Raw genomic sequence first — 20,442 nt, 5'->3', positions numbered from 1 at the left:
TTGGCGTATTTATTATCACTGCAATTTGGTTTGTTTTCCAATGGTTAAAAAAGATAAAATCTGAAAGAAACTTATAAAGCTAAAGATTCGTTTTTAGTTTTATGAAAGAACTATCTTTGCAAAAAATTAAAAATGCACAGACACTTCATTCTTTTTAAACCTTACGGCTATTTAAGCCAATTTATCTATGAATTAAAAAGAAAGAAAAAGCTTTTGGGCGAATTGCATGATTTCCCGGAAGGAACAATGGCAATTGGAAGATTAGACGAAGATTCTGAAGGTTTGCTCCTCCTAACCACCGACGGAAATATGAGTGAACTCGTGCGAAGTAAAAAAGTCGACAAAGAATATTACGTTCAGGTTGATGGATTAATTACTCCTGAAGCCATTGAACAACTCCAAAAAGGTGTAGAAATTGGACTCGACGGAGGCAAATACAAAACCAAACCCTGCAAAGCTTTCATAGTAAATGAAATTCCTGATTTTGGAATTAGAGCTAAAAAAATCCGAGACGAACGTCATGGACCGACTTCGTGGGCTTCCATCACGGTTAGAGAAGGAAAATTTCGTCAGGTTAGAAAAATGACTGCTGCTGTTGGTTTTCCGACCTTGCGTTTGGTTCGTGTTCGAATAGGAAATGTATATTTGCAAAACTTAAAAGCGGGAGAAGTTCTTGAGGTTTCCGATTTTGAATTAGATAATTAGGAAATAGGACAATTAGATAATTTTTGAAAACTCATAACTCATAACCCTTAACTTATAACTCAAAAAAAATGCTAAACGTAGTTCTCGTAGAACCAGAAATACCTAATAATACCGGAAACATTGGAAGATTGTGTGTTGGTACAGAAAGCCGACTTCATCTAATTCATCCCTTTGGATTTGTCATTAATGATAAAAACCTAAAACGTTCGGGATTGGATTATTGGGTACATCTTGATGTTACGGAATACCAAAATGCCGAAGAATGGATTGCTCAGATTCCCGATCATTCCCGTGTGTTTTTAATGAGTTCTCATTCTGATAAATCGTATTTGGAAAATGAATTTCAGGATGGCGACTGGCTCGTTTTTGGAAAAGAGAGCGTTGGTTTGAGCAAGGAATTTATGGCGAGATTCGAAAATCATTTGACAATTCCGATGTCACCGCTTATTCGTTCTTTTAATATTGCAAATTCTGTGGCTTTTGTCGTTGGTGAGGCGAAGAGGCAAATTGGATTGAAAATCTAGTTCTATGTTCCTGCAAGGTTTTTCAAACCTTGTAGGTATTGGTTATTTCCATCAAAATCTAAAATTTAAACCTACAAGGTTTGGAAAACCTTGCAGGAAGAGTTGAAAATCAATTCACAATAAACTTCCCTTTTTCAGCATCAAAAATAATATGTTCGTCTTTGAACAAATTATTAAAACTACCATTCGAAATTAAATTACACGGCTGGTCCTGTACAATGTTTTCCGGTGTCATAATAATCATTTCGTCACTCAGTTGAATAGCCAAATCAATATCGTGAGTAGAAAACAAAATACATTTCTGGGTTTCGTGCGTTAGGTTTTTCAGCAATTTGAATAATGAAACTTTATGCAATAAATCCAAATGTGTTGTGGGTTCATCTAAAATAATCAGCGGTGTATCTTGTGCCAAAGCTCTTGCAATTAAAACTTTCTGCAATTGTCCGTCACTGATTTCGAAATGTTTTTTTGAAGCTAAGTGTTCAATCTGAGTTAAACGCAATGCTTCCTGAACTTTCTCAATATCCTCTTTCGACAAACTATCCACCCAATTAGTGTAAGGCTGACGACCAAGTGCAACTAATTCAAAAACCGAAAGATTACTCGGAGGCAGTTTTTCTGTTAAAACTAAACTTAGATTTTGCGCCAGTTCTAAAGGTTTATAATGTGAAATTTCTTTTTCATTCAAATAAACATTTCCTGATAAAGGTTTTTGAATTCCAGTTATAGTCCGAAGTAAAGTCGATTTTCCAATTCCGTTTGCTCCTATTAAAGTAATCAGCTTTCCTAAGTCCAGATTTAAATTCAGATCTTTAGCAATGGTCGTAACACCTTTCTTGGATTTATATCCAATATTTAAGTTTGATGTATTTAAGATACTTCTAATCATTGTGGTTATTTTTTAAACACATAGAAACATAGGTTTTTTCCTTTTTCTGAGAGTTGATTTGAAAATTTACTAGTAAATTAACACATAGCTTTGAGTTTAAATCTTTGGGAGTAATTTGTAATATTCGTTTACGAATGTTTTTTGACCTTCTTTAAAAATATTAAAGCAATTAAAGTTAATCAAAATGCCTTTTGGCGCTTTTAAGAGTTTCATATAAGTCATTAACTGTGCTTCACAAATAGGATTTAATTCTAATGTTGCTTTTAATTCTACAACTAAACAATTTTCAATAAATAAATCGCATTTTAAATTAGCATTTAATTCTTTATCTCTGTAAATCAAAGGCACATTCATTTCTGTGAAAAAATTAATTTTACGATAACTCAATTCCTCTTTTAAACATTCATGGTAAACACTTTCCAATAATCCTCTTCCAATCGTTTTATGCACTTGAATACAAGCCCCTATAACACTGAAAGTCAATTCATCTAAATATTTCTGAGTAATCATTATCTTAATTTTTAAAAGAACATGTTTCGTTTTCGCAAAGTCTATGTTTTAATTTACTAGTAAATTTTCAAATCAACTTTCAGAAAAAATAGAAATCTATGTTTCTATGTGTTTTAAAAAACTAAGATATTAAAATTTTGTAATCTTTTACTTAAAATTTCTTTTCCTTACTAAAAGCCAGATTACAACCGGAGCTCCAATAATAGACGTAATAGCATTTATTGGAAGCGTAACCTCAAATCCTGGCATTTGTGAAACAATATCGCAAAACAACATTATAATCGAACCAAAAAATAAAGTACTCCAAAATAATACGGTGTGATTACTGGTTTGAAACGTCAGTTTTGCAATATGAGGAACTGCCAAGCCTATAAAAGCAATTGGGCCTGCAAATGCTGTAATTGCTCCAGATAATATACTCGTGGCAAATATGATTATTAATCTTGCTTGTTTAAAATTCAGTCCCATGCTTTTAGCGTAGTTTTCTCCAAGAAGCAATGCATTTAAAGGTTTTATACTTTTGGCACTTAAAAGCAACCCGATTCCAACGCAAATTGTCAAAATGCCAATCGTTGGCCATGAAAGATTTCCTAAACTTCCCATTGACCAAAAAGTGAATTTCTGAAGCTGTTCGGCTGTGCTGAAATAAGTCAGAACGCTTACAATAGCTGTGGTAAAACTTCCAAACATTAACCCCACAATCAGAATGGCCATAGTGTCGCGCAATCTTTGAGAAACTACTAAAACCAAAAGCAAAACCAATGTACTTCCGGCAGTAGAAGCTAAAACAATTCCGTACGAAGACAAGGCAATCACACTTAAAAAAGAAGGCAGAAATCCTGCTCCTAAAATCACAAAAGCAACTCCTAAACTTGCACCAGAACTTAATCCCAAAACATAAGGACCAGCAAGCGGGTTTCTAAATAAAGTCTGCATCAAAAGTCCGCTGATTGAAAGACCGCTTCCAACCAAAACCGCAGTAATCGCTTTGGGCAGACGATAATTTATAATAATATATTCCCACGTTGATTTTGTTGCATGTCCACCCGTTAAACTACTAAAGACATCTTTTACAGGAATCAGGACAGAACCTAAACTAATGCTTGCAAAAAACATCAGAAAAAGTCCTAACGCCAAAATGACAAATAAAATGGTATTTCGTTTTTTATTTGCCAATTTAATTCAGTTTTGATGCGAAAGTAAATTCGTAACCTGATAATAAATCAGGATGAAAAATTTTGATATAATCTTTTAAAACTAAGTCTGGACGGCTTGGTGCCAATTCGTAATAAACAGTACCTCCGGTCGCTCCCAATTTACCTTCAAAATTGTAAACACTTTTGTTTTTAAAAGCATCAAACTCTCCGTAATGCGGATTTGCCTTCTGTAATTCTTCTAAACTTTTGAAGGATCCTGAAGCAATCCAGACATTTGCATCTTTGGCTTTGTCTAAAACCTTTTCAAAAGACAAACCTTCACTTCCGCTTCCTTTTAAATCTGACCATAAATAATTGGCTTTTGCATCTTTCATAAACTCGGCCACCCAGCTGTTTCCTTTGGCCACATACCAAACATCTTCGTACATCGAACCATATAAAACTTTTGACGTTGCCGGTTTATCAGCCACCAGTTTTTTTGCCTGGTTATAACTTTGAACAATTTTATCAAAAAGTTCTTTTGCCTGCTCTTCCTTACCAAATAAAGCGCCGTAAAGTTTAATCCACTCTGCTTTTCCTAGCGGAGATTGTTCCATCCAGTCGCCTTGAATTAAAACATTTAATCCACTTTTTTTCAAATTATCCAGCATCGGATTATTATTATCCACTCCAAAAGTGACAATCAAATCTGGAGACAACTCGATTAATTGCTCCATATTTAGTTTTTCATTTTGTCCAACGTTTTTCACAGAACCTTTGTCAATTAAAGCTCTGGTTTTTTCTGAAGAAATATAATCAGTGTGTGGAAAACCAACTAAATTATTTTCTACTTCCAACATTTCTAAAAAAGGAATATTAGTAGTTGAAGTTACCACAACAGAAGTTAACGGAACCTGAATTGTAGTATAACTTTGAAGGCTGTCCGGAACTTTTGCTCCTTTTTCTTTTAAAATATATTTGAAATCTTTATTGGCATTTGGCCATGGATTTGAGACAGTTACAAGGGAATAGTCATCATATTTTACGATTGAAAGTCCGCTCGCATATTCAATACTGTTTTTTGCATCTTCAGTTTTTACAGTTTCCGTTTTTTCATTCTTCTTACAACCTGTCAGGATAAAAAAAGAAGCTATAAAAATCATTTTTGGTAATAAATGTCTCATATTTCATGTTTTGGATGGTGACAAAGGTAAAGTATTTTCTATTTTTTTTGTTTACCTTTATTCTTACAAATTTAAACAATTGTATCTTTACAACATGAATACCACAAAAATGAAAATTTGCTCAAGCTGTGAATCTGAATTCAGCTGTGGAGATATATCTGTAGAAAAAAAATGCTGGTGCAACGATTACCCGCCCATTTTTAATTTATCTGAAGGAGGAGACTGTCTTTGTCCTGTTTGTTTTAAAGAAGCTTGTGAAGATAAGATAGATGCTTATGTAGAAACAATTACACCTTTGAACGCTCCAAAAAATAAAGCAATTGCTTTACCCAAAACAGAAATAATAGTTGAAGGCATTGATTATTATCTTGAAAATGGTAATATGGTTTTTAAAACCTGGTACCATTTAAAAAGAGGAACCTGCTGTGGTAATAACTGCCGACATTGCCCTTATTAAAAGTAATTTAGGTTAAGAGTTATATGTTATGAGTTGAAAAACTCTTCGTTATCTTTGTCTCACAGTGCAACACTTAACCCATAACTTTTAACTTATAACTTCCCTAAAAAAATGATTTATCTAATTACTGGTGGCGAACGCTCTGGAAAAAGCAGTTATGCACAAAACTTAGCCTTAACACTTTCTGATAATCCAATATATGTTGCCACGGCTAGAAAATGGGATTCTGATTTTCAAAACCGAATTGACAGACACCAGCACGAAAGAGACGAACGCTGGACGAATATCGAAGAGGAAAAATATTTAAGTAAAATTGATTTCTCCGGAAAAACAGCTTTAATTGATTGTGTTACACTTTGGCTTACCAACTTTTTTGTGGATACTAAAAATGATGTTCAATTAAGTCTTGAAGAAGCGAAAAACGAATTCTTATCTATTACCAATCAAAAAAACACCAATATCATTATTGTAACCAATGAAATCGGAATGGGTGTTCACGCAGAAACTCATATCGGAAGAAAATTTGTAGAACTGCAAGGCTGGATGAATCAGTTTTTGGCTTCATATGCTGACGAAGTGGTTTTAATGGTTTCCGGAATTCCGGTCAAAATAAAGGGTTGATAAAATTCAATGGCAAAAAGCAATGGCAATATCAAAAAACAAATTCTAAACTTTTAAATTTCAAATTCCAATATCGTGGAGTATCTTTACATAAAGTGAAAATTGATATTGATTTTTGAAATTTGAAATTTGAAATTTGAAATTTATGAGCAATCTGGACGACATACTAAAATCACGCCGTGACACCCGACATTTTACAACTGATAAAGTTCCTGATCAAGTAATTCAGAAAGCTTTGCAGGCTGGTCATTGGGCGCCTTCTGTTGGACTGACTGATGCGACTAGATATTATCTCATTAAATCTGAGGAAGTAAAAACTTCAATCAAAAAGCTGTTTTTAGATTACAACAAAAAAGCAGCTGAATTGACCGATAACCAAGAACAAAAAGAGCTTTATAATTCGCTGAAGTTGGAAGCGATTGAAGAAGCGCCAATCGGACTTATTATTGCTTATGACCGCTCAGTTTTGAATCAATTTACTATTGGGACTATTGGCAGTAATGAAGCGGTTAAATTTAGTTCGGTTTGTGCAGCGCAGAATATTTGGCTTTCGCTGACAGAACAAGGTTATGGAATGGGCTGGGTTTCGATTTTAAATTATTATCAATTTAAAAAGATTCTCGATTTACCTGATAATATAGAACCTCTTGGTTATTTCTGTATCGGAAAACCAGCGACGAATTATAATAATCAGCCAATGTTACAGCAATTGCATTGGAAACAAAAATCGGAAGCTCCTATTTGCAAAGAGATTTTAGAAATTCATAAAATAAACATTGCTGATTCTAAGGTAAATTCTAAAATTGAAACAGAAAACAAAACTAACTTCCATAAACTTTTACAGGAAAAAATAGATTCCAAAACAAAACCTCTTGGAGCTTTAGGGACTTTAGAATCTTTAGCTTTTCAGATTGCGACTGTTTTTGAAACTTTAAATCCTAAAATTACAAATCCTAACATTGTTGTTTTCGCTGCAGATCACGGAATTGCCAATCATGGTGTGAGTGATTATCCGCAAGATGTAACCCGTCAAATGGTTACTAATTTTCTGAATGGAGGAGCAGCAATAAATGTTTTTTGTAAACAAAATAATATTGAATTGTCTATTGTAGATGCTGGCATTAATTACGATTTCCCAACAAATACAAAATTAATAGATTGTAAAATTGCTAAAGGAACTCAGTCTTTTCTTCACGTTCCTGCAATGAGTGAAACCGAAGTACAATTGTGTTTTGAAAAAGGAAAATCGATAGTTAAAACTATTGCTAAATCTGGTTCGAATTGCATTGGTTTTGGTGAAATGGGAATTGGCAATACTTCTACAGCTTCTGTTTTAATGAGTCTTTTAACAGGTTTTCCCATCGAAGAATGTGTTGGAAAAGGAACAGGAGTTTCAGACGAAAAATTAATTCAGAAACAAAATATTCTTAAAAAAGCTATTGATAGTTATTCCGGTCAGACCGAATTACTATTACAGCTTTCTTATTTCGGCGGTTTTGAAATTCTTCAAATGGTCGGCGGAATGCTTTCTGCTTACGAAAATAAAATGCTGATTTTGGTCGATGGTTTCATTTGTACGGTTGCATTTTTAATTGCTTCAAAAATCAATCCTGACATTAAAGACAATGCTGTTTTCTGTCATTGTTCTGCTGAAAAAGCACATATAAAGTTGCTAGAATATCTTGAAGCAAAACCTATTTTAAATCTTGATTTACGTTTGGGAGAAGGAACTGGCTGTGCTGTAGCTTTTCCTATTTTAAAATCGGCTGAGGCTTTTTTGAATGAAATGGCTAGTTTTGAGAGCGCTGGAATAAGTAGGAAATAAACTCCATGTTTGTCATTTCGACTGAAAGGAGAAATCGCACTAGAAACTCCACAAAGTTTATCTCCAATCTTTGTCGAATCCCGTGTGTGATTTCTCCTTTCAGTCGAAACGACAAAAACAAACTAAAATTTAATTTATTAATGAAAAAAGAACTCCGCATCTTCTTTACCTGTTTAATGTTTTACACCCGAATTCCATGTCCAAAAAACATTAAACATCATCCGGATTATTTAAACAAAGCCACAAGATATTTTCCTTTTATCGGATGGATTGTGGGGAGTATTTCCTTTCTCGCTTTTTATCTTTTTTCATTTTTTCTTTCTATTGAAACTGCTGTTATTTTTGCCCTAATTATTTCTGTTTTAACAACAGGGGCTTTTCATGAAGACGGTTTTGCAGATGTGTGCGATGGTTTTGGCGGAGGCTGGACTAAAGAAAAAATCCTAATCATTATGAAAGACAGTGCAATCGGCGCGTATGGAGCAATTGGATTAGTTTTACTTTTTCTACTAAAATTCAAACTGCTTTCAGAATCCATCTTGTTGTTTCAAGTTTATGATTCGATGGAAATATTCAAAATTTGGCTCTTGTTTATTTCTGCGCACTCTTTAAGTCGTTTAGGTGCAATCAGTATCATTTTTACACATGAATATTCTCGTGAAGATGCTTCAAGCAAAAGTAAACCCATTGCTAAACAATTTACATGGAAAGAAGTTGTGGGTTCATTCTTTTTTGGATTGACTCCCTTAATTGTATCCTCTTATTTTGATCTTAAAATACTATTGGCTATCATTCCTGTTTTCATAACCAGATATTTTTTAGCACGTTATTTCAAAAAATGGATTGACGGATACACAGGGGATTGTCTTGGAGCCACGCAGCAAGTTTGTGAAGTTATTTTTTACTTAAGTATTTTATTTTTATGGAAATGTATCTAGTTCGCCATACTGAAACCATTTGTGAAAAAGGAATTTGTTACGGACAATCTGATGTAAACATTGCAGAACCTTTTGACGAAATATTCCACAGAATTATTTCTGAACTTCCATCCAAAGCTGTAATTTTCTCCAGTCCTTTAAAACGTTGTGTAATTCTTGCCAAGCACATTCAAAAAAACATAAACACTATTTCTTATCAGGAAGACGAGCGACTAAAAGAAATGAATTTTGGTGACTGGGAATTGAAAAACTGGAACGAAATTGCCCCCGAAGAACTCAATCCCTGGATGGAAGATTTTGTTAATATCAAAGTTACAAATGGTGAAGCATTTACAGAATTACATGAAAGAGTTGGTGATTTCTTATCAAATGAATTTTCAAAAATAAAAGAGCCTGTTATTATTGTAACTCATGCCGGGATTATTAGAAGTATTTTGTGTCATCAAACTTCACTTCCTTTAAAAGATGCATTTAACAATAAAGTTGATTTCGGAGAAGTTATCAGAATTCAATTATAAATATTTTGTTTGTTTGACTATTATGCCTTAAAAATGAAACAAATTTGATTAATCCATATTTTTAACTTTATCTTTGCAGAAAATTAAGGTTGTGTTTTGATTAACACATTAAAAGGGAATCAAGTAATTTCTTGAGCTGTACCCGCAACTGTAAGCTAAGTTCTTAAACGAATGCTTGTTGTAAACTACAAAGCCACTGATCGCTACAACGAATGGGAAGGAAAACAACAAGACGCAAGCCAGGAGACCTGCCTTTATAACAAAATTATCGAGCTCTCGGGAAAAAGAGTGTAGAAATTATGACTAAAAAACTAAGGTTTGCTTTTTGTTTACTGTTGTTGTGCCAGATTACTGTAGCGCAGAACGATTCTATTAATAAGCTTAAAGAAGTTGTTGTTTCTGATACCAATCTTAAAAAATATTCCAATTCACAATCTGTTCAGGTACTAAATGACTCTATACTAGAAAAAAACCAGCCTTCTTTAACTTCTTTACTTAATTATAATGCGGTAATTTATTTTAAAGAAAATGGATTAGGAATGACTTCTGCTCCATCTTTTAGAGGAACTACAGGTGCTCAGACCGCTGTAATCTGGAATGGTTTAAATATTAATTCTCAATTCTTAGGACAGGCAGATTTTAATACTATCGGAACCCGAGATTTTAATTCAATCACCGTAAAAGCAGGAGGAGGAAGTGTTTTGTATGGAAGCAGTGCCATTGGCGGAAGTATCCACTTAAATAATGATTTAAAATTTAAAAAAGAGTTTTCCAACCATGTCTTTTTTAGCGGAGGAAGCTACAATACGTACAGTGCCAATTATAAAACTATAGTTTCATCTGATAAATATAGCCTTCAGTTAAGTATTTCAAGAAATAGTTCTGATAACGATTTTAAATATCCCGGAAACAAAAACGAGAGAAATCTAAATGGACAGTACTATAACACAAGTATGAATACTACTTTTGGTTACAAACTTAATTCTAATAATACTTTAAAAATTTATAGTCAGTTCTATGATTCCGAACGTCATTTTTCTTTGACCTCTCCAAATGCTTCCAAAACCAAGTATAATGATTTTAATACTCGAAATTTAGTAGAATGGGAAAGTATTTTTGATCGTTTTACTTCTAAACTAAAAGTCGCGCATATTGGTGAATCTTATAAATATTTTCCAAACATAACCTCTGATTTTTTTACGTACGGAAAGGTGGAAACTTCCATAATAAAATACGATTTGGCTTTTGATATTAATGACAAAATCAAATTAAATTCAATTGTAGATTATAATCGAAATAAAGGATATGGTTCCAGTATCAACAATGTCAATCGGGAAATTGGCTCTGGGAGTTTATTACTGAGTCATATTTTAAATAAAAAATGGGATTACAACATCAGTATCCGTCAGGAAATAACCGATAATTATGGCAATCCGTTTTTGTTTTCATTTGGATCAAGATATGAACTAACCGATTTTTATCGTTTGAAATTAAATGCTTCCAAAAATTTCAGAATGCCAACCTACAACGATTTATTTTGGGAAGGAAGCGGTAATCCTAATTTAAGACCTGAAACCTCTTATCAGGCAGAAGTAGGGAATGAATTTTTCAGAAAAAACTTTACGTTGTCAGTAACAGCTTATTATAATTCTATCAAGGATTTACTTCGCTGGATTCCTTCGCAAGACGGCACAGATAATTGGTCACCGGAAAATACTTCAAAAGTAAGAGCGTATGGAGCTGAAGTTCTTTTGGAATGGAAACCAAAAATCAACAATCATAATTTCACTGTTAATAGCACTTACGCTTACACTGTTTCTGAAAGTCAACAATTAATTAAAAACCAATTACTGTACAAACAGTTAATATATGTTCCTTATCATAAACTGACAGGATCGCTTTCATACAATTACAAAAAACTATCCTCCTACTTTCAATATTTATATACTGGAGAAGTTTACAGTACTCCTTTTAATAATCCTGCCACAAAAGTAAAAGATTACAATGTTGGAAATATTGGTATTGATTATGATTTTGGAAAAAAGAGTATTTACAAACTTGGTTTTCAAATCTTAAATATCTGGAACGAAAATTATCAGCCGGTCATTAGCAGACAAATGCCCGGAAGAAATTACACTATATACATAAACCTTAATTTTTAAACAACATGAAAAACTTTAAACGAATATTTTTAACGGTCATTATAAGCTCGGCATTTTTCGTGTCCTGTAGTGATAATGATGATGATAATAATGAACCACGCGGAAATTATGATGGTGGTGTAATTATTTTGAATGAAGGTAACAATGGAACTCCAAATGCAACCGTTTCCTATTTATCTACTGATTTACAAATTGAGAACAATGTATTTTCTACCATTAATCCGGATAAAGTTACTGGTGACACAGCTCAGAACATTGGCTTTAACGGAGACAATGCTTACCTTGTATTAAACGGATCTAATAAAATTGAAGTTGTTAATCGTTATACTTTTAAAAGCGTTGCAACCATTACTGCAAAATTAGAAAATCCGAGATATATCACTTTTGCCAATGGAAAAGGATATATTACGAACTGGGGAGCTCCGGGAAATCCTGACGATGATTATGTAGCGGTACTAAATCTTTCATCTAACACTATTACTTCTACTATTTCTGTAAAAGAAGGTCCTGAAAAGATCCTGGAAAATAACGGTAAACTGTATGTTACTCACAAAGGAGGCTGGAATTTTGGAAATTCACTTACAATAATCAATTCTGCAACTAATACTGTTGTTACTAACTTTGTTGTTGGAGACATTCCTAGTTCATTAGTAGAAGATAATGGTACTTTGTATGTTTTATGTGACGGTATGCCTTATTATGCTCCGACTGAAACTCCTGGAAAAATAGTTAAAATCAATTTAAACACTAATGCTATAACTTCAACAATCAATTTCTCCGGTATTACACACCCTGGATTTTTAGATATTGAAGACGGCAAACTATATTACACTATTGGTAACAGTGTTTATACCGCAGCTACAAGTGCTACAACATTGCCTGCAACTGCATTATTTCAGGTAAAAGAAATCAGTACTTTATACGGTTTTGCAGTAGAAGACGATAAAATCTATCTTGCTGATGCAGTAAACTACCAGGATCCGGGTGATATTTACATTTATTCAACTGCCGGAGTATTTACTAAAACATTTGGAGTGGGAATATTACCTAACGGATTCTATTTCAACGATTAATATTCTTTTTAGAATTGTTTTTGTTTTTTTATAAAAAAAGGGCTTTCATTTCTGAAAGCCCTTTTTATTATTTAGAATTTATTTAAAACCCTTTTGGTACCGTTTTAAGATACATACCGTGTTTCAATCCATTTATGATTTTAGAATCTGTAAGATACGGATGATTTGGTTCTGAATTATCAGGAACTCTTTTGGATGTTGCTCCTGTAATTTTTGAAATCGCAAGACTCAATAAAGGCTCAGACGCGTCTCCCAGAACTCCATAAGTTGATATTCTTTCAAATTGCTCATATGTTGGTTGTAAACCTTGTGTATAATCTCCAAAATTAGCAGAATTGGTAATTTTTAAAACCAAGGGTTGCATCGCATATTTATGGTTCGGATTCACATTCTTTTTCGTCAAAGTTTCAGAATCATAAACCGTAAATGATCCTACGTTTTTACCCGTTGTCGTTTCACCAATTTGAACCACATTAATATAAGGTTTTAATCCGTTAATGATTAACTCACTGGCAGATGCCGTACTTGAAGTTGTTAATATATAAACAGTAGTCATGTTTAAACTGTTTAAATTCTTAACAAATCTTACATTTAAATCTTCTAAATCGGCAGCAGAAAGTCCTTGCATTTGTTTGGCATTAAAAGTCATTTTTGAAAAAATCTGCGTATCAAACTGTCCGGTAATCATACTGGCAAGCTTAGCTGCAGAAGTTATAGCTCCGCCGCCATTATAACGAAGATCCAGAACTAAATCTGTGGTTCCCTGCGCTTTTAATTCACCAAAAGCCTGATTAAGTTTATCATCATACTCATCATAAAAACCATTATACATTAAATAACCTATTTTATGACTTCCGGAAGTAATTACTTTATTGATAAAAATTGGATTTTCTTCTAAAACCGTTTTCGTTAAAGCCACTGATTTTCCATTCGAAACAAAAGTAGTTCCATTATAATCTGCCAAATTCAAAGTATAGCTATCCTGATTTAATAGTAATGCCTGATAATTAGAGACAGTCAATTTTGTTCCATTTACACTGGTAAATATATCACCACGCTTAATGGCTTTTGTAGAAGCATCTGAATTTGGAATAATATAACGAACATAACCAAAAACATCATTGGATCCCGAAGCAATAAGACTTAGTCTAAAATCAACTCCATTATTTTTTGTAATACCGCTTAGCTCCTGCTCAAGCACTGTATAATCATCAACAATCCAGCTGAAACGGTCAACAGCGCCTCCATTTGGGTATTTACTCTCCGGTTTGTATAATAAATCTTCAAACAAATCTTCCGGTTTAGAATAACCTCTTAAAAAAGAATTGAAATCAGATTGAAGATTACGTCCATCAGCTAAATTAGGAACATCGGACTGCCACAAATAAACTTCATTTAAACCTCTCCAGACAAAACTATTAATCTGTACATCAGCCGGAGCTGCAACATCGTCATTATCTTCGCAGGAATGCAAAGAAAAAGCAAGTAAAAAAAGAAAAAGAATACTTTTTAAAGGTGTTTTCATATCGTAAAGGTTTCTATAATAGAATAAACGTAAAAGTAGTATCTTTAGTTTTAGCTTCGTTAAAAAGCAGTATTTTTTTTACGTGAAAAAATATTTACTTTTTGTTGTAACAAATAGAATTGTACCTCGTCTTGACTATATAAGCTAACGATTAACCATCAAATTAATGAACCAGACAGTATTTATAGAATTAATAAATCCTTTTAAAGACAAAGTTTTTCGTCTGGCAAAAAGATTGCTTACCAGTACTGAAGAAGCAGAAGATGCTACTCAGGAAGTTATCGTGAAATTATGGAATAAAAAGGAAAATCTGGAAAATTATAATAGCGTAGAAGCCCTTGCCATGACTATGACCAAAAATTATTGTCTGGATCAGTTAAAATCAAAAAGAGCCAGTAACCTGCAAATTGTACACAATAATTTTACAGACCGTGAACCAAGATTAGATAAAAAAATTGAAGACCAAGACAGCTTGGAATGGGTTGAAAAAATTATAAACGAAATGCCGGAACAAATGCAGCTATTAATTCAGCTTCGGGACGTTGAACAATATGAATTTGAAGAAATAGCAAAAATTGTCAATATGAATGAAACGGCGATACGGGTTGCACTGTCGAGAGCAAGAAAAAAAATTAGAGAATCAATGATTAATACACACCTTTATGGAACTAAATAAAATAGAAGAGATATTAGAAAAATACTTTCAGGGAGAAACTTCTATTGCCGAAGAAAATCAATTAAAAGAATATTTTTCTTCATCCAATGTTGCGCAGCATTTGGAGCAATACAAACCTATGTTTGGCTATTTCTCTCAAGCAAAAGAACAGAAGTCGACATATGAGATTCCACTACAAACTAAAAAACGAAATGTGGCGTGGTTATCGATTGCAGCTTCTGCTGTTGTTTTGCTGGGTATCGGGTCTTACTTTTTTGTTAGCGAAAAAAATGATACTACTGCAGTAGCTTCACAAACAGAATTAGGAACTTACGATGATCCCGAAGAAGCGCTAAAAGCAACTCAAAAAGCTTTGGCATTACTATCCAACAATGTTAATGTAGGTATTGAAAGTGTACAGTACATTAAAGAATATGAACAATCAAAAAACAAAATTTTTAAACAGTAATTAAACAAAAACAGACATGAAAAATTTCATTATAACATTAGTATTCGCATTCGTAACAAGTACTTTCTATGCCCAAGGTGCTTTTGACAAATTTGATGGTCAGGACGATGTGACCTCTGTAATTGTAAACAAGAAAATGTTCGATTTAATGAGCAAAGTAAAAGTTGATGCTTCAGATAAAGAAACACAACAATATATTGCCCTTATTAAAAAACTGGATTACCTAAAAGTATTTACTACTAAAAATCCAAAAATCGAGGCCGATATGAAAGCAACAGCCGACAAATACGTAAAGACATCCGGTTTAGAAGAATTAATGCGAGTAAATGATAGTGGCAAAAACGTCAAAATAATGGTAAAATCTGGCGCAACTGATACTCAAATTAAAGAATTACTGATGTTTGTTGACGGTGCCAAAAACGACGAGACTGTATTATTATCTCTTACAGGTAATTTTGACTTAAACGAAATCTCAGTATTAACGGATAAAATGCAACTTCCCGGAGGTTCTGACTTAAAGAAAGCTTCTAAAGGCAAAAAATAAAAAATGAAAGCTACTATTTTCACCTTAGCACTAACAGCTTTACTAACCTTGGTAAGTTGTAATTCTGAACCTTCACTTCAAAAATATTTTGTTGAGAATTCGGAAAAGAAAGATTTTATCGCCTTAGATGTTTCGCCAAACATTTTAAATGTAGACAAAACGAAATTATCAACTGAACAAAATGAGGCTTTAAATTCTTTTGATAAAATGAATATTCTGGCTTTTAAAGCTGACCAAAACAATCAGACTCAGTTTGAGACAGAAAGAAACAAGGTAAAAGCCATATTAAAAGATCCAAAATATCAGGAATTAATGAAATTTGGTTCCGGTAAAGACGGTGCCTCTGTAAGCTATGTCGGAAGTGACGATAACATTAAAGAGTTTGTCATTTTTGCCAATCGAAAAGAAAATGGGTTTGCAGTAGTTCGCGTGCTAGGAGAAAATATGAACCCGAATAATATTATGACTTTAATGTCTGTTTTGCAAAAATCTAAAATAGATATGGAACAATTAAAGCCATTAGAGCAATTACTCAAAAAATAATACATCTTACTACCTAAATTCAAGAAAGCACCTTTATTTGGTGCTTTTCTTTTTTAATAACAAGAAAGATAATACTTACTAATTTAGTCTGGTTTTTATTTTGCCGTTAATCAAAATTAATTACATTTACGAAATGAGATTCTTTATAAGCCAAAAAATCAAATCTCAAAACCTAATTAAACCAGAATTAATATGATACAAAAAACATCAAATGCCTTTATCGCGGCATCTTGGGTTGCTCTTGGAGCAGGAACCATCGGATTTATTGTTGGACTTGCCAGAGCTGAAATGCTTTTGAATGAAAAAGGATATTATTTTACTGTTCTAATGTTCGGACTTTTTGCTGTAGTTTCATTGCAAAAAAGTGTCAGGGACCGTCTTGAAAAACTTCCTGTAACTGATATCTATTACGGAATCTGCTGGTTCGGAACTTTGCTTTCAATCGTACTTTTAGTGGTGGGGCTTTGGAACGCAACTATCCTTCCAAGTGAAAAAGGTTTCTATGCCTTTGCGTTTTTATTAGCATTGTTTGGTGCTATTTCAGTACAAAAAAATACTAGAGACAATATGAATTTTGGTCAAGGAGAATAAATTCAGAAATAGATAGATAAAGAGCTTCAAATTATTGAAGCTCTATTTAATTTCTAAATAACCGTTTTATGGGACAAATAATTTGTGCAATTGTAACAGATAAAAAATGTCAATACGATAAAAACTTAATTCATTTCTTAGAAAATGATGTGGTAATTATACCTCTTAAAATTGATGGTAATACAATTCAATATTTTATCAGCGAAGCCGATAATTTTGATAACATTATCGACTATATAAAACACCTAAAATCACTTCCATTTTATGATATATTAGGAGCTTCATCAGAGAGCGAGCAAAATATCAATTCAATAATTGAAATTATTAAAACATATAGTTTGGAAAATTTTTCAATTGAATATTACACAGAATGGGCAGATATCCCAGATGATAATTTTTATATTGCAATAATCAATGGAAAAATAAAAAAAGATTCTATTGTACTTGAAGAAGAAAAATTTTTCGGTAATTACAACAATAAGAAAAAATACAATGAAATTATAGGTTTAAATTTTTCGTGGGTAGCAAATGAAGAAAGATATTTTGATTATGAAAATGCGAAAGAAGCTTATCATAAAAACATCTAATTTAAATTTTTCCAAATAAAAAAGCTCCAATTTTCATTGGAGCTTTTCTTTTATACTAGAATCTGAGATTATTTACTCAAATACATTTTTCTTCTAGAGTACAATTCGTAGAATTGATCATCTTTCAAGTCATCAATAAACAAGATACTTTCTCCTGTTGATTTCATTTCTGGTCCTAACGCTTTGTTTACGTTCGGGAATTTGCTGAAAGAGAAAACTGGTTGTTTGATTGCGTATCCTTTTAATTGTGGATTGAAATCAAAGTCAGTTACTTTATTGTGACCTAACATTACTTTTGTAGCGTAGTTCACATACGGTTCTCCGTAAGCTTTCGCAATAAACGGAACCGTTCTTGAAGCTCTTGGGTTTGCCTCGATAATATAAACGGTATCATCTTTAATCGCAAACTGAATATTGATTAAACCAACAGTTTTTAAAGCTCTGGCAATTTTATGCGTATGATCTTTAATTTGCTGCATTACGAATTCTCCTAAGTTGAAAGGAGGCAATGTTGCGTTACTATCTCCAGAGTGAACACCGCAAGGCTCAATGTGCTCCATAATTCCGATGATGTAAACATTTCCATCAGCATCACAGATTGCATCAGCTTCAGCTTCGATTGCTCCCGCTAAATAGTGATCTAGTAATAATTTGTTTCCTGGAATTGCTTTCAACAAATCGATAACGTGCTCTTCAAGCTCTTTTTTGTTGATTACAATTTTCATTCCCTGACCTCCTAATACATAAGAAGGACGAATTAAAAGTGGGAAATCTAAAGTATCCGCTAATTTTGAAGCTTCATCAGCCGTTTCAGCGATTCCGAATCTTGGGAAAGGGATATGTAATTCAGTTAATAAATCTGAGAAACGTCCTCTGTCTTCTGCCAAGTCAAGTGCGTCGAAACTAGTTCCTATGATTTTTACACCGTATTTAGATAATTTATCTGCTAATTTAAGTGCTGTTTGCCCACCTAACTGAACGATTACACCTTCTGGTTTTTCGTGTTGGATGATGTCATAAATGTGCTCCCAGAAAACTGGTTCGAAGTATAATTTATCAGCTGTATCAAAGTCAGTAGAAACCGTTTCAGGATTACAGTTAATCATGATCGTTTCATAACCGCATTCTTTAGCTGCCAAAACTCCGTGTACACAAGAATAATCAAACTCGATTCCTTGACCAATTCTGTTCGGTCCCGAACCTAGAACGATTACTTTCTTTTTATCTGTCAGGATACTTTCGTTATCTACATAACGCTCTCCATTTGCTTTTTCGATTTCAGCTTCAAATGTTGAGTAGTAATAAGGTGTTTTTGCTTTAAACTCAGCAGCACAAGTATCAACCAGTTTGAACACACGGTTGATGTTCATGTCTGTACGTAAAGTGTGTACTTCACTTTCCAGACAGCTCATCATGTGAGCGATTTGTCTGTCTGCAAAACCTTTTTGTTTCGCCTCAAGCAATAATTCTTTAGGAAGATTAGAAACCTTGTAGTTTGAAATTTCTTTCTCTAAAGTATAAAGCTCTTCGTATTGTTTCAAGAACCACATGTCGATTCTTGTAATTTCATGAATGGTACTCAATGGAATTCCCATTGCGATTGCATCATAAATTACGAAAACACGATCCCAGCTTGCATAAGTTAGTTTTTCGATAATTTGTTCGTAATTTTTGTATCCTTTTCCGTCAGCTCCTAAACCATTTCTCTTAATCTCCAAAGATTGAGTTGCTTTATGAAGTGCTTCCTGGAAAGAACGTCCGATTCCCATAACTTCACCAACAGATTTCATCTGAAGACCTAAAGTTCTGTCTGAACCTTCAAATTTATCGAAGTTCCAACGTGGTATTTTTACGATTACATAATCTAAAGTTGGTTCGAAAAGAGCCGAAGTCGATTTTGTAATTTGGTTTTGCAATTCATCTAAGTTGTATCCTAAAGCTAATTTCGAAGCAATTTTAGCAATTGGGTAACCAGTTGCTTTTGATGCTAATGCAGAAGAACGAGATACACGAGGGTTAATTTCGATTGCTACGATATCTTCTTTTTCGTCTGGCGAAACTGCGAATTGTACGTTACAACCTCCAGCAAAATTCCCGATACTTCTCATCATTAAGATAGCGTAGTCACGTAATTTTTGGAAAGTGGTATCCGATAATGTCATTGCAGGTGCAACTGTAATCGAATCTCCAGTATGGATTCCCATTGGATCCATGTTTTCGATAGAACAGATAATAACAACGTTATCATTTTTATCTCTTAAAAGCTCTAATTCGTATTCTTTCCATCCCATCAAAGCTTTATCAATCAAAACTTCGTGAATTGGAGAAGCTTCAAGACCTCTTGTTAAAAGCTCATCAAAATCTTCTTTTTTGTAAACCACAGCTGCTCCGGTTCCTCCAAGCGTGAACGAAGGACGAATTACAAGCGGGAAACCAAATTCTTGTGCAATTTCTTTTCCTTCTAAGTAAGAAGTAGCTGTTTTTGCAGGTGCAGTTGGTACATTAATTCTTTCTAAAAGCTGTTTAAACTGCTCTCTGTCTTCAGTAATATTAATCGCATTTACATCAACACCGATTAATCTTACACCGAAATCCTGCCAGATTCCTTTTTCCTCAGCTTCCAAACACAAGTTTAAAGCTGTTTGTCCTCCCATTGTTGGCAAAACAGCATCAATTTGTGGATGTTCCTTAAGAATTTCAATAATCGATTTTGTAGTTAAAGGTTTCAAATAAATATGATCGGCCATAGATGGGTCGGTCATAATCGTCGCTGGATTTGAGTTTATCAGGATAACCTCAATTCCTTCTTCACGAATCGAACGTGCAGATTGAGATCCTGCATAATCGAATTCGCAAGCTTGACCAATAACAATAGGTCCCGAACCTATTATTAAAACGGATTTAATTGATGTGTCTTTAGGCATTTTTTTTGTATTGTGTAGTTATATAAAGTACTTAAAAAAAACATTCGTAGTGTATTCTAAAC

The 20,442-nt window shown here is 33.4% G+C and carries 21 protein-coding genes and 1 riboswitch; of the genes, 15 read left to right on the top strand and 6 right to left on the bottom strand.

Annotated features, from left to right (window positions below):
* Positions 1–132 precede the first annotated feature (132 nt).
* Positions 133–705 (top strand): pseudouridine synthase, encoded by a 573-nt coding sequence (locus ACFS3A_RS07775; protein ID WP_379824792.1) that lies wholly within the window; start codon positions 133–135, stop codon positions 703–705.
* Between the two features lie 68 nt (positions 706–773).
* Complete coding sequence (locus ACFS3A_RS07770) at positions 774–1,229, top strand: tRNA (cytidine(34)-2'-O)-methyltransferase (protein ID WP_379824791.1); 456 nt, start codon at positions 774–776, stop codon at positions 1,227–1,229.
* A 109-nt stretch (positions 1,230–1,338) separates the two neighbouring features.
* On the opposite strand, the gene ACFS3A_RS07765 is transcribed toward ACFS3A_RS07770, so the two are convergent.
* From ACFS3A_RS07765 to ACFS3A_RS07750, 4 genes are all read right to left on the bottom strand, one after another.
* Entirely contained in the window at positions 1,339–2,115 is a 777-nt protein-coding gene (locus ACFS3A_RS07765; protein WP_379824852.1) for an ABC transporter ATP-binding protein, read from the bottom strand.
* A gap of 99 nt (positions 2,116–2,214) precedes the next feature.
* A complete protein-coding gene (locus ACFS3A_RS07760; protein WP_289662728.1) occupies positions 2,215–2,628 on the bottom strand; it encodes a GxxExxY protein in 414 nt (137 codons plus the stop codon).
* A 147-nt stretch (positions 2,629–2,775) separates the two neighbouring features.
* Positions 2,776–3,804 carry a FecCD family ABC transporter permease gene (locus tag ACFS3A_RS07755; protein WP_379824790.1) on the bottom strand — a complete coding sequence of 343 codons (1,029 nt, stop codon included), beginning with the start codon at positions 3,802–3,804 and terminating at the stop codon, positions 2,776–2,778.
* Position 3,805: 1 nt separating this feature from the next.
* A complete protein-coding gene (locus tag ACFS3A_RS07750) occupies positions 3,806–4,948 on the bottom strand; it encodes an ABC transporter substrate-binding protein (RefSeq protein ID WP_379824789.1) in 1,143 nt (380 codons plus the stop codon).
* Positions 4,949–5,042: 94 nt separating this feature from the next.
* Between ACFS3A_RS07750 and ACFS3A_RS07745 the strand changes: the two genes are divergently transcribed.
* The 7 genes from ACFS3A_RS07745 to ACFS3A_RS07715 all read left to right on the top strand — a co-directional run bounded on the left by ACFS3A_RS07745 (position 5,043) and on the right by ACFS3A_RS07715 (position 12,542).
* On the top strand, positions 5,043–5,405 hold the full coding sequence (locus ACFS3A_RS07745) for a DUF5522 domain-containing protein (protein WP_379824788.1): 363 nt from the start codon (positions 5,043–5,045) through the stop codon (positions 5,403–5,405).
* A 111-nt stretch (positions 5,406–5,516) separates the two neighbouring features.
* Positions 5,517–6,026 carry a bifunctional adenosylcobinamide kinase/adenosylcobinamide-phosphate guanylyltransferase gene (cobU, locus tag ACFS3A_RS07740; protein WP_379824786.1) on the top strand — a complete coding sequence of 170 codons (510 nt, stop codon included), beginning with the start codon at positions 5,517–5,519 and terminating at the stop codon, positions 6,024–6,026.
* 145 nt (positions 6,027–6,171) lie between these two features.
* Positions 6,172–7,851, top strand: coding sequence for a nicotinate-nucleotide--dimethylbenzimidazole phosphoribosyltransferase (cobT, locus tag ACFS3A_RS07735; protein ID WP_379824785.1), 1,680 nt, complete (start codon positions 6,172–6,174; stop codon positions 7,849–7,851).
* Between the two features lie 140 nt (positions 7,852–7,991).
* The gene (locus tag ACFS3A_RS07730; RefSeq protein ID WP_379824784.1) at positions 7,992–8,789 is read left to right on the top strand and encodes an adenosylcobinamide-GDP ribazoletransferase; all 798 of its coding nucleotides are present in this window, start codon (positions 7,992–7,994) and stop codon (positions 8,787–8,789) included.
* Positions 8,774–9,307: an alpha-ribazole phosphatase gene (cobC, locus tag ACFS3A_RS07725; protein WP_379824783.1), complete on the top strand. Its 534-nt coding sequence runs from the start codon at positions 8,774–8,776 to the stop codon at positions 9,305–9,307. Before ACFS3A_RS07730 ends, cobC begins: the two co-directional genes overlap by 16 nt.
* Before the next feature lie 69 nt (positions 9,308–9,376).
* Positions 9,377–9,577: riboswitch (cobalamin riboswitch) on the top strand.
* 29 nt (positions 9,578–9,606) lie between these two features.
* On the top strand, positions 9,607–11,469 hold the full coding sequence (locus ACFS3A_RS07720; RefSeq protein WP_379824782.1) for a TonB-dependent receptor plug domain-containing protein: 1,863 nt from the start codon (positions 9,607–9,609) through the stop codon (positions 11,467–11,469).
* 5 nt (positions 11,470–11,474) lie between these two features.
* Entirely contained in the window at positions 11,475–12,542 is a 1,068-nt protein-coding gene (locus ACFS3A_RS07715; protein WP_379824781.1) for a YncE family protein, read from the top strand.
* Positions 12,543–12,624: 82 nt separating this feature from the next.
* On the opposite strand, the gene ACFS3A_RS07710 is transcribed toward ACFS3A_RS07715, so the two are convergent.
* The gene (locus tag ACFS3A_RS07710) at positions 12,625–14,067 is read right to left on the bottom strand and encodes a S41 family peptidase (protein ID WP_379824780.1); all 1,443 of its coding nucleotides are present in this window, start codon (positions 14,065–14,067) and stop codon (positions 12,625–12,627) included.
* Between the two features lie 166 nt (positions 14,068–14,233).
* Here ACFS3A_RS07710 and ACFS3A_RS07705 point away from each other — a divergent pair, with 166 nt between their 5' ends.
* From ACFS3A_RS07705 to ACFS3A_RS07680, 6 genes are all read left to right on the top strand, one after another.
* A complete protein-coding gene (locus tag ACFS3A_RS07705; RefSeq protein ID WP_379824779.1) occupies positions 14,234–14,743 on the top strand; it encodes an RNA polymerase sigma factor in 510 nt (169 codons plus the stop codon).
* A complete protein-coding gene (locus ACFS3A_RS07700; RefSeq protein WP_379824778.1) occupies positions 14,730–15,191 on the top strand; it encodes a hypothetical protein in 462 nt (153 codons plus the stop codon). Before ACFS3A_RS07705 ends, ACFS3A_RS07700 begins: the two co-directional genes overlap by 14 nt.
* Before the next feature lie 16 nt (positions 15,192–15,207).
* Entirely contained in the window at positions 15,208–15,735 is a 528-nt protein-coding gene (locus ACFS3A_RS07695; protein ID WP_379824777.1) for a DUF4252 domain-containing protein, read from the top strand.
* Positions 15,736–15,738: 3 nt separating this feature from the next.
* Positions 15,739–16,278 carry a DUF4252 domain-containing protein gene (locus ACFS3A_RS07690; RefSeq protein WP_379824776.1) on the top strand — a complete coding sequence of 180 codons (540 nt, stop codon included), beginning with the start codon at positions 15,739–15,741 and terminating at the stop codon, positions 16,276–16,278.
* 192 nt (positions 16,279–16,470) lie between these two features.
* Complete coding sequence (gene yiaA, locus ACFS3A_RS07685; protein ID WP_379824774.1) at positions 16,471–16,869, top strand: inner membrane protein YiaA; 399 nt, start codon at positions 16,471–16,473, stop codon at positions 16,867–16,869.
* Positions 16,870–16,937: 68 nt separating this feature from the next.
* A complete protein-coding gene (locus ACFS3A_RS07680; RefSeq protein ID WP_379824773.1) occupies positions 16,938–17,456 on the top strand; it encodes a hypothetical protein in 519 nt (172 codons plus the stop codon).
* A gap of 68 nt (positions 17,457–17,524) precedes the next feature.
* Here ACFS3A_RS07680 and carB read toward each other — a convergent pair whose 3' ends face one another.
* Positions 17,525–20,380: a carbamoyl-phosphate synthase large subunit gene (gene carB / locus ACFS3A_RS07675; protein ID WP_379824772.1), complete on the bottom strand. Its 2,856-nt coding sequence runs from the start codon at positions 20,378–20,380 to the stop codon at positions 17,525–17,527.
* Positions 20,381–20,442 lie beyond the last annotated feature (62 nt).

The sequence above is a fragment of the Flavobacterium notoginsengisoli genome (assembly GCF_042686225.1).
GTDB classification, from domain to species: domain Bacteria; phylum Bacteroidota; class Bacteroidia; order Flavobacteriales; family Flavobacteriaceae; genus Flavobacterium; species Flavobacterium notoginsengisoli.
The sequence above is the reverse complement of the archived record's forward strand: the minus strand, read 5'-3'. Positions and strand labels throughout refer to the sequence as shown.

Excerpts from the sequence above, each read along its gene's own strand:
- ACFS3A_RS07775 (WP_379824792.1), top strand. The coding sequence starts at position 133 with ATGCACAGACACTTCATTCTTTTTAAACCTTACGGCTATTTAAGCCAA.
- ACFS3A_RS07770 (WP_379824791.1), top strand. The coding sequence starts at position 774 with ATGCTAAACGTAGTTCTCGTAGAACCAGAAATACCTAATAATACCGGA.
- ACFS3A_RS07760 (WP_289662728.1), bottom strand. The coding sequence starts at position 2,628 with ATGATTACTCAGAAATATTTAGATGAATTGACTTTCAGTGTTATAGGG.
- ACFS3A_RS07750 (WP_379824789.1), bottom strand. The coding sequence starts at position 4,948 with ATGAGACATTTATTACCAAAAATGATTTTTATAGCTTCTTTTTTTATC.
- ACFS3A_RS07745 (WP_379824788.1), top strand. The coding sequence starts at position 5,043 with ATGAATACCACAAAAATGAAAATTTGCTCAAGCTGTGAATCTGAATTC.
- cobU (WP_379824786.1), top strand. The coding sequence starts at position 5,517 with ATGATTTATCTAATTACTGGTGGCGAACGCTCTGGAAAAAGCAGTTAT.
- cobT (WP_379824785.1), top strand. The coding sequence starts at position 6,172 with ATGAGCAATCTGGACGACATACTAAAATCACGCCGTGACACCCGACAT.
- ACFS3A_RS07730 (WP_379824784.1), top strand. The coding sequence starts at position 7,992 with ATGAAAAAAGAACTCCGCATCTTCTTTACCTGTTTAATGTTTTACACC.
- cobC (WP_379824783.1), top strand. The coding sequence starts at position 8,774 with ATGGAAATGTATCTAGTTCGCCATACTGAAACCATTTGTGAAAAAGGA.
- ACFS3A_RS07720 (WP_379824782.1), top strand. The coding sequence starts at position 9,607 with ATGACTAAAAAACTAAGGTTTGCTTTTTGTTTACTGTTGTTGTGCCAG.
- ACFS3A_RS07715 (WP_379824781.1), top strand. The coding sequence starts at position 11,475 with ATGAAAAACTTTAAACGAATATTTTTAACGGTCATTATAAGCTCGGCA.
- ACFS3A_RS07710 (WP_379824780.1), bottom strand. The coding sequence starts at position 14,067 with ATGAAAACACCTTTAAAAAGTATTCTTTTTCTTTTTTTACTTGCTTTT.
- ACFS3A_RS07705 (WP_379824779.1), top strand. The coding sequence starts at position 14,234 with ATGAACCAGACAGTATTTATAGAATTAATAAATCCTTTTAAAGACAAA.
- ACFS3A_RS07700 (WP_379824778.1), top strand. The coding sequence starts at position 14,730 with ATGGAACTAAATAAAATAGAAGAGATATTAGAAAAATACTTTCAGGGA.
- ACFS3A_RS07695 (WP_379824777.1), top strand. The coding sequence starts at position 15,208 with ATGAAAAATTTCATTATAACATTAGTATTCGCATTCGTAACAAGTACT.
- ACFS3A_RS07690 (WP_379824776.1), top strand. The coding sequence starts at position 15,739 with ATGAAAGCTACTATTTTCACCTTAGCACTAACAGCTTTACTAACCTTG.
- yiaA (WP_379824774.1), top strand. The coding sequence starts at position 16,471 with ATGATACAAAAAACATCAAATGCCTTTATCGCGGCATCTTGGGTTGCT.
- ACFS3A_RS07680 (WP_379824773.1), top strand. The coding sequence starts at position 16,938 with ATGGGACAAATAATTTGTGCAATTGTAACAGATAAAAAATGTCAATAC.
- carB (WP_379824772.1), bottom strand. The coding sequence starts at position 20,380 with ATGCCTAAAGACACATCAATTAAATCCGTTTTAATAATAGGTTCGGGA.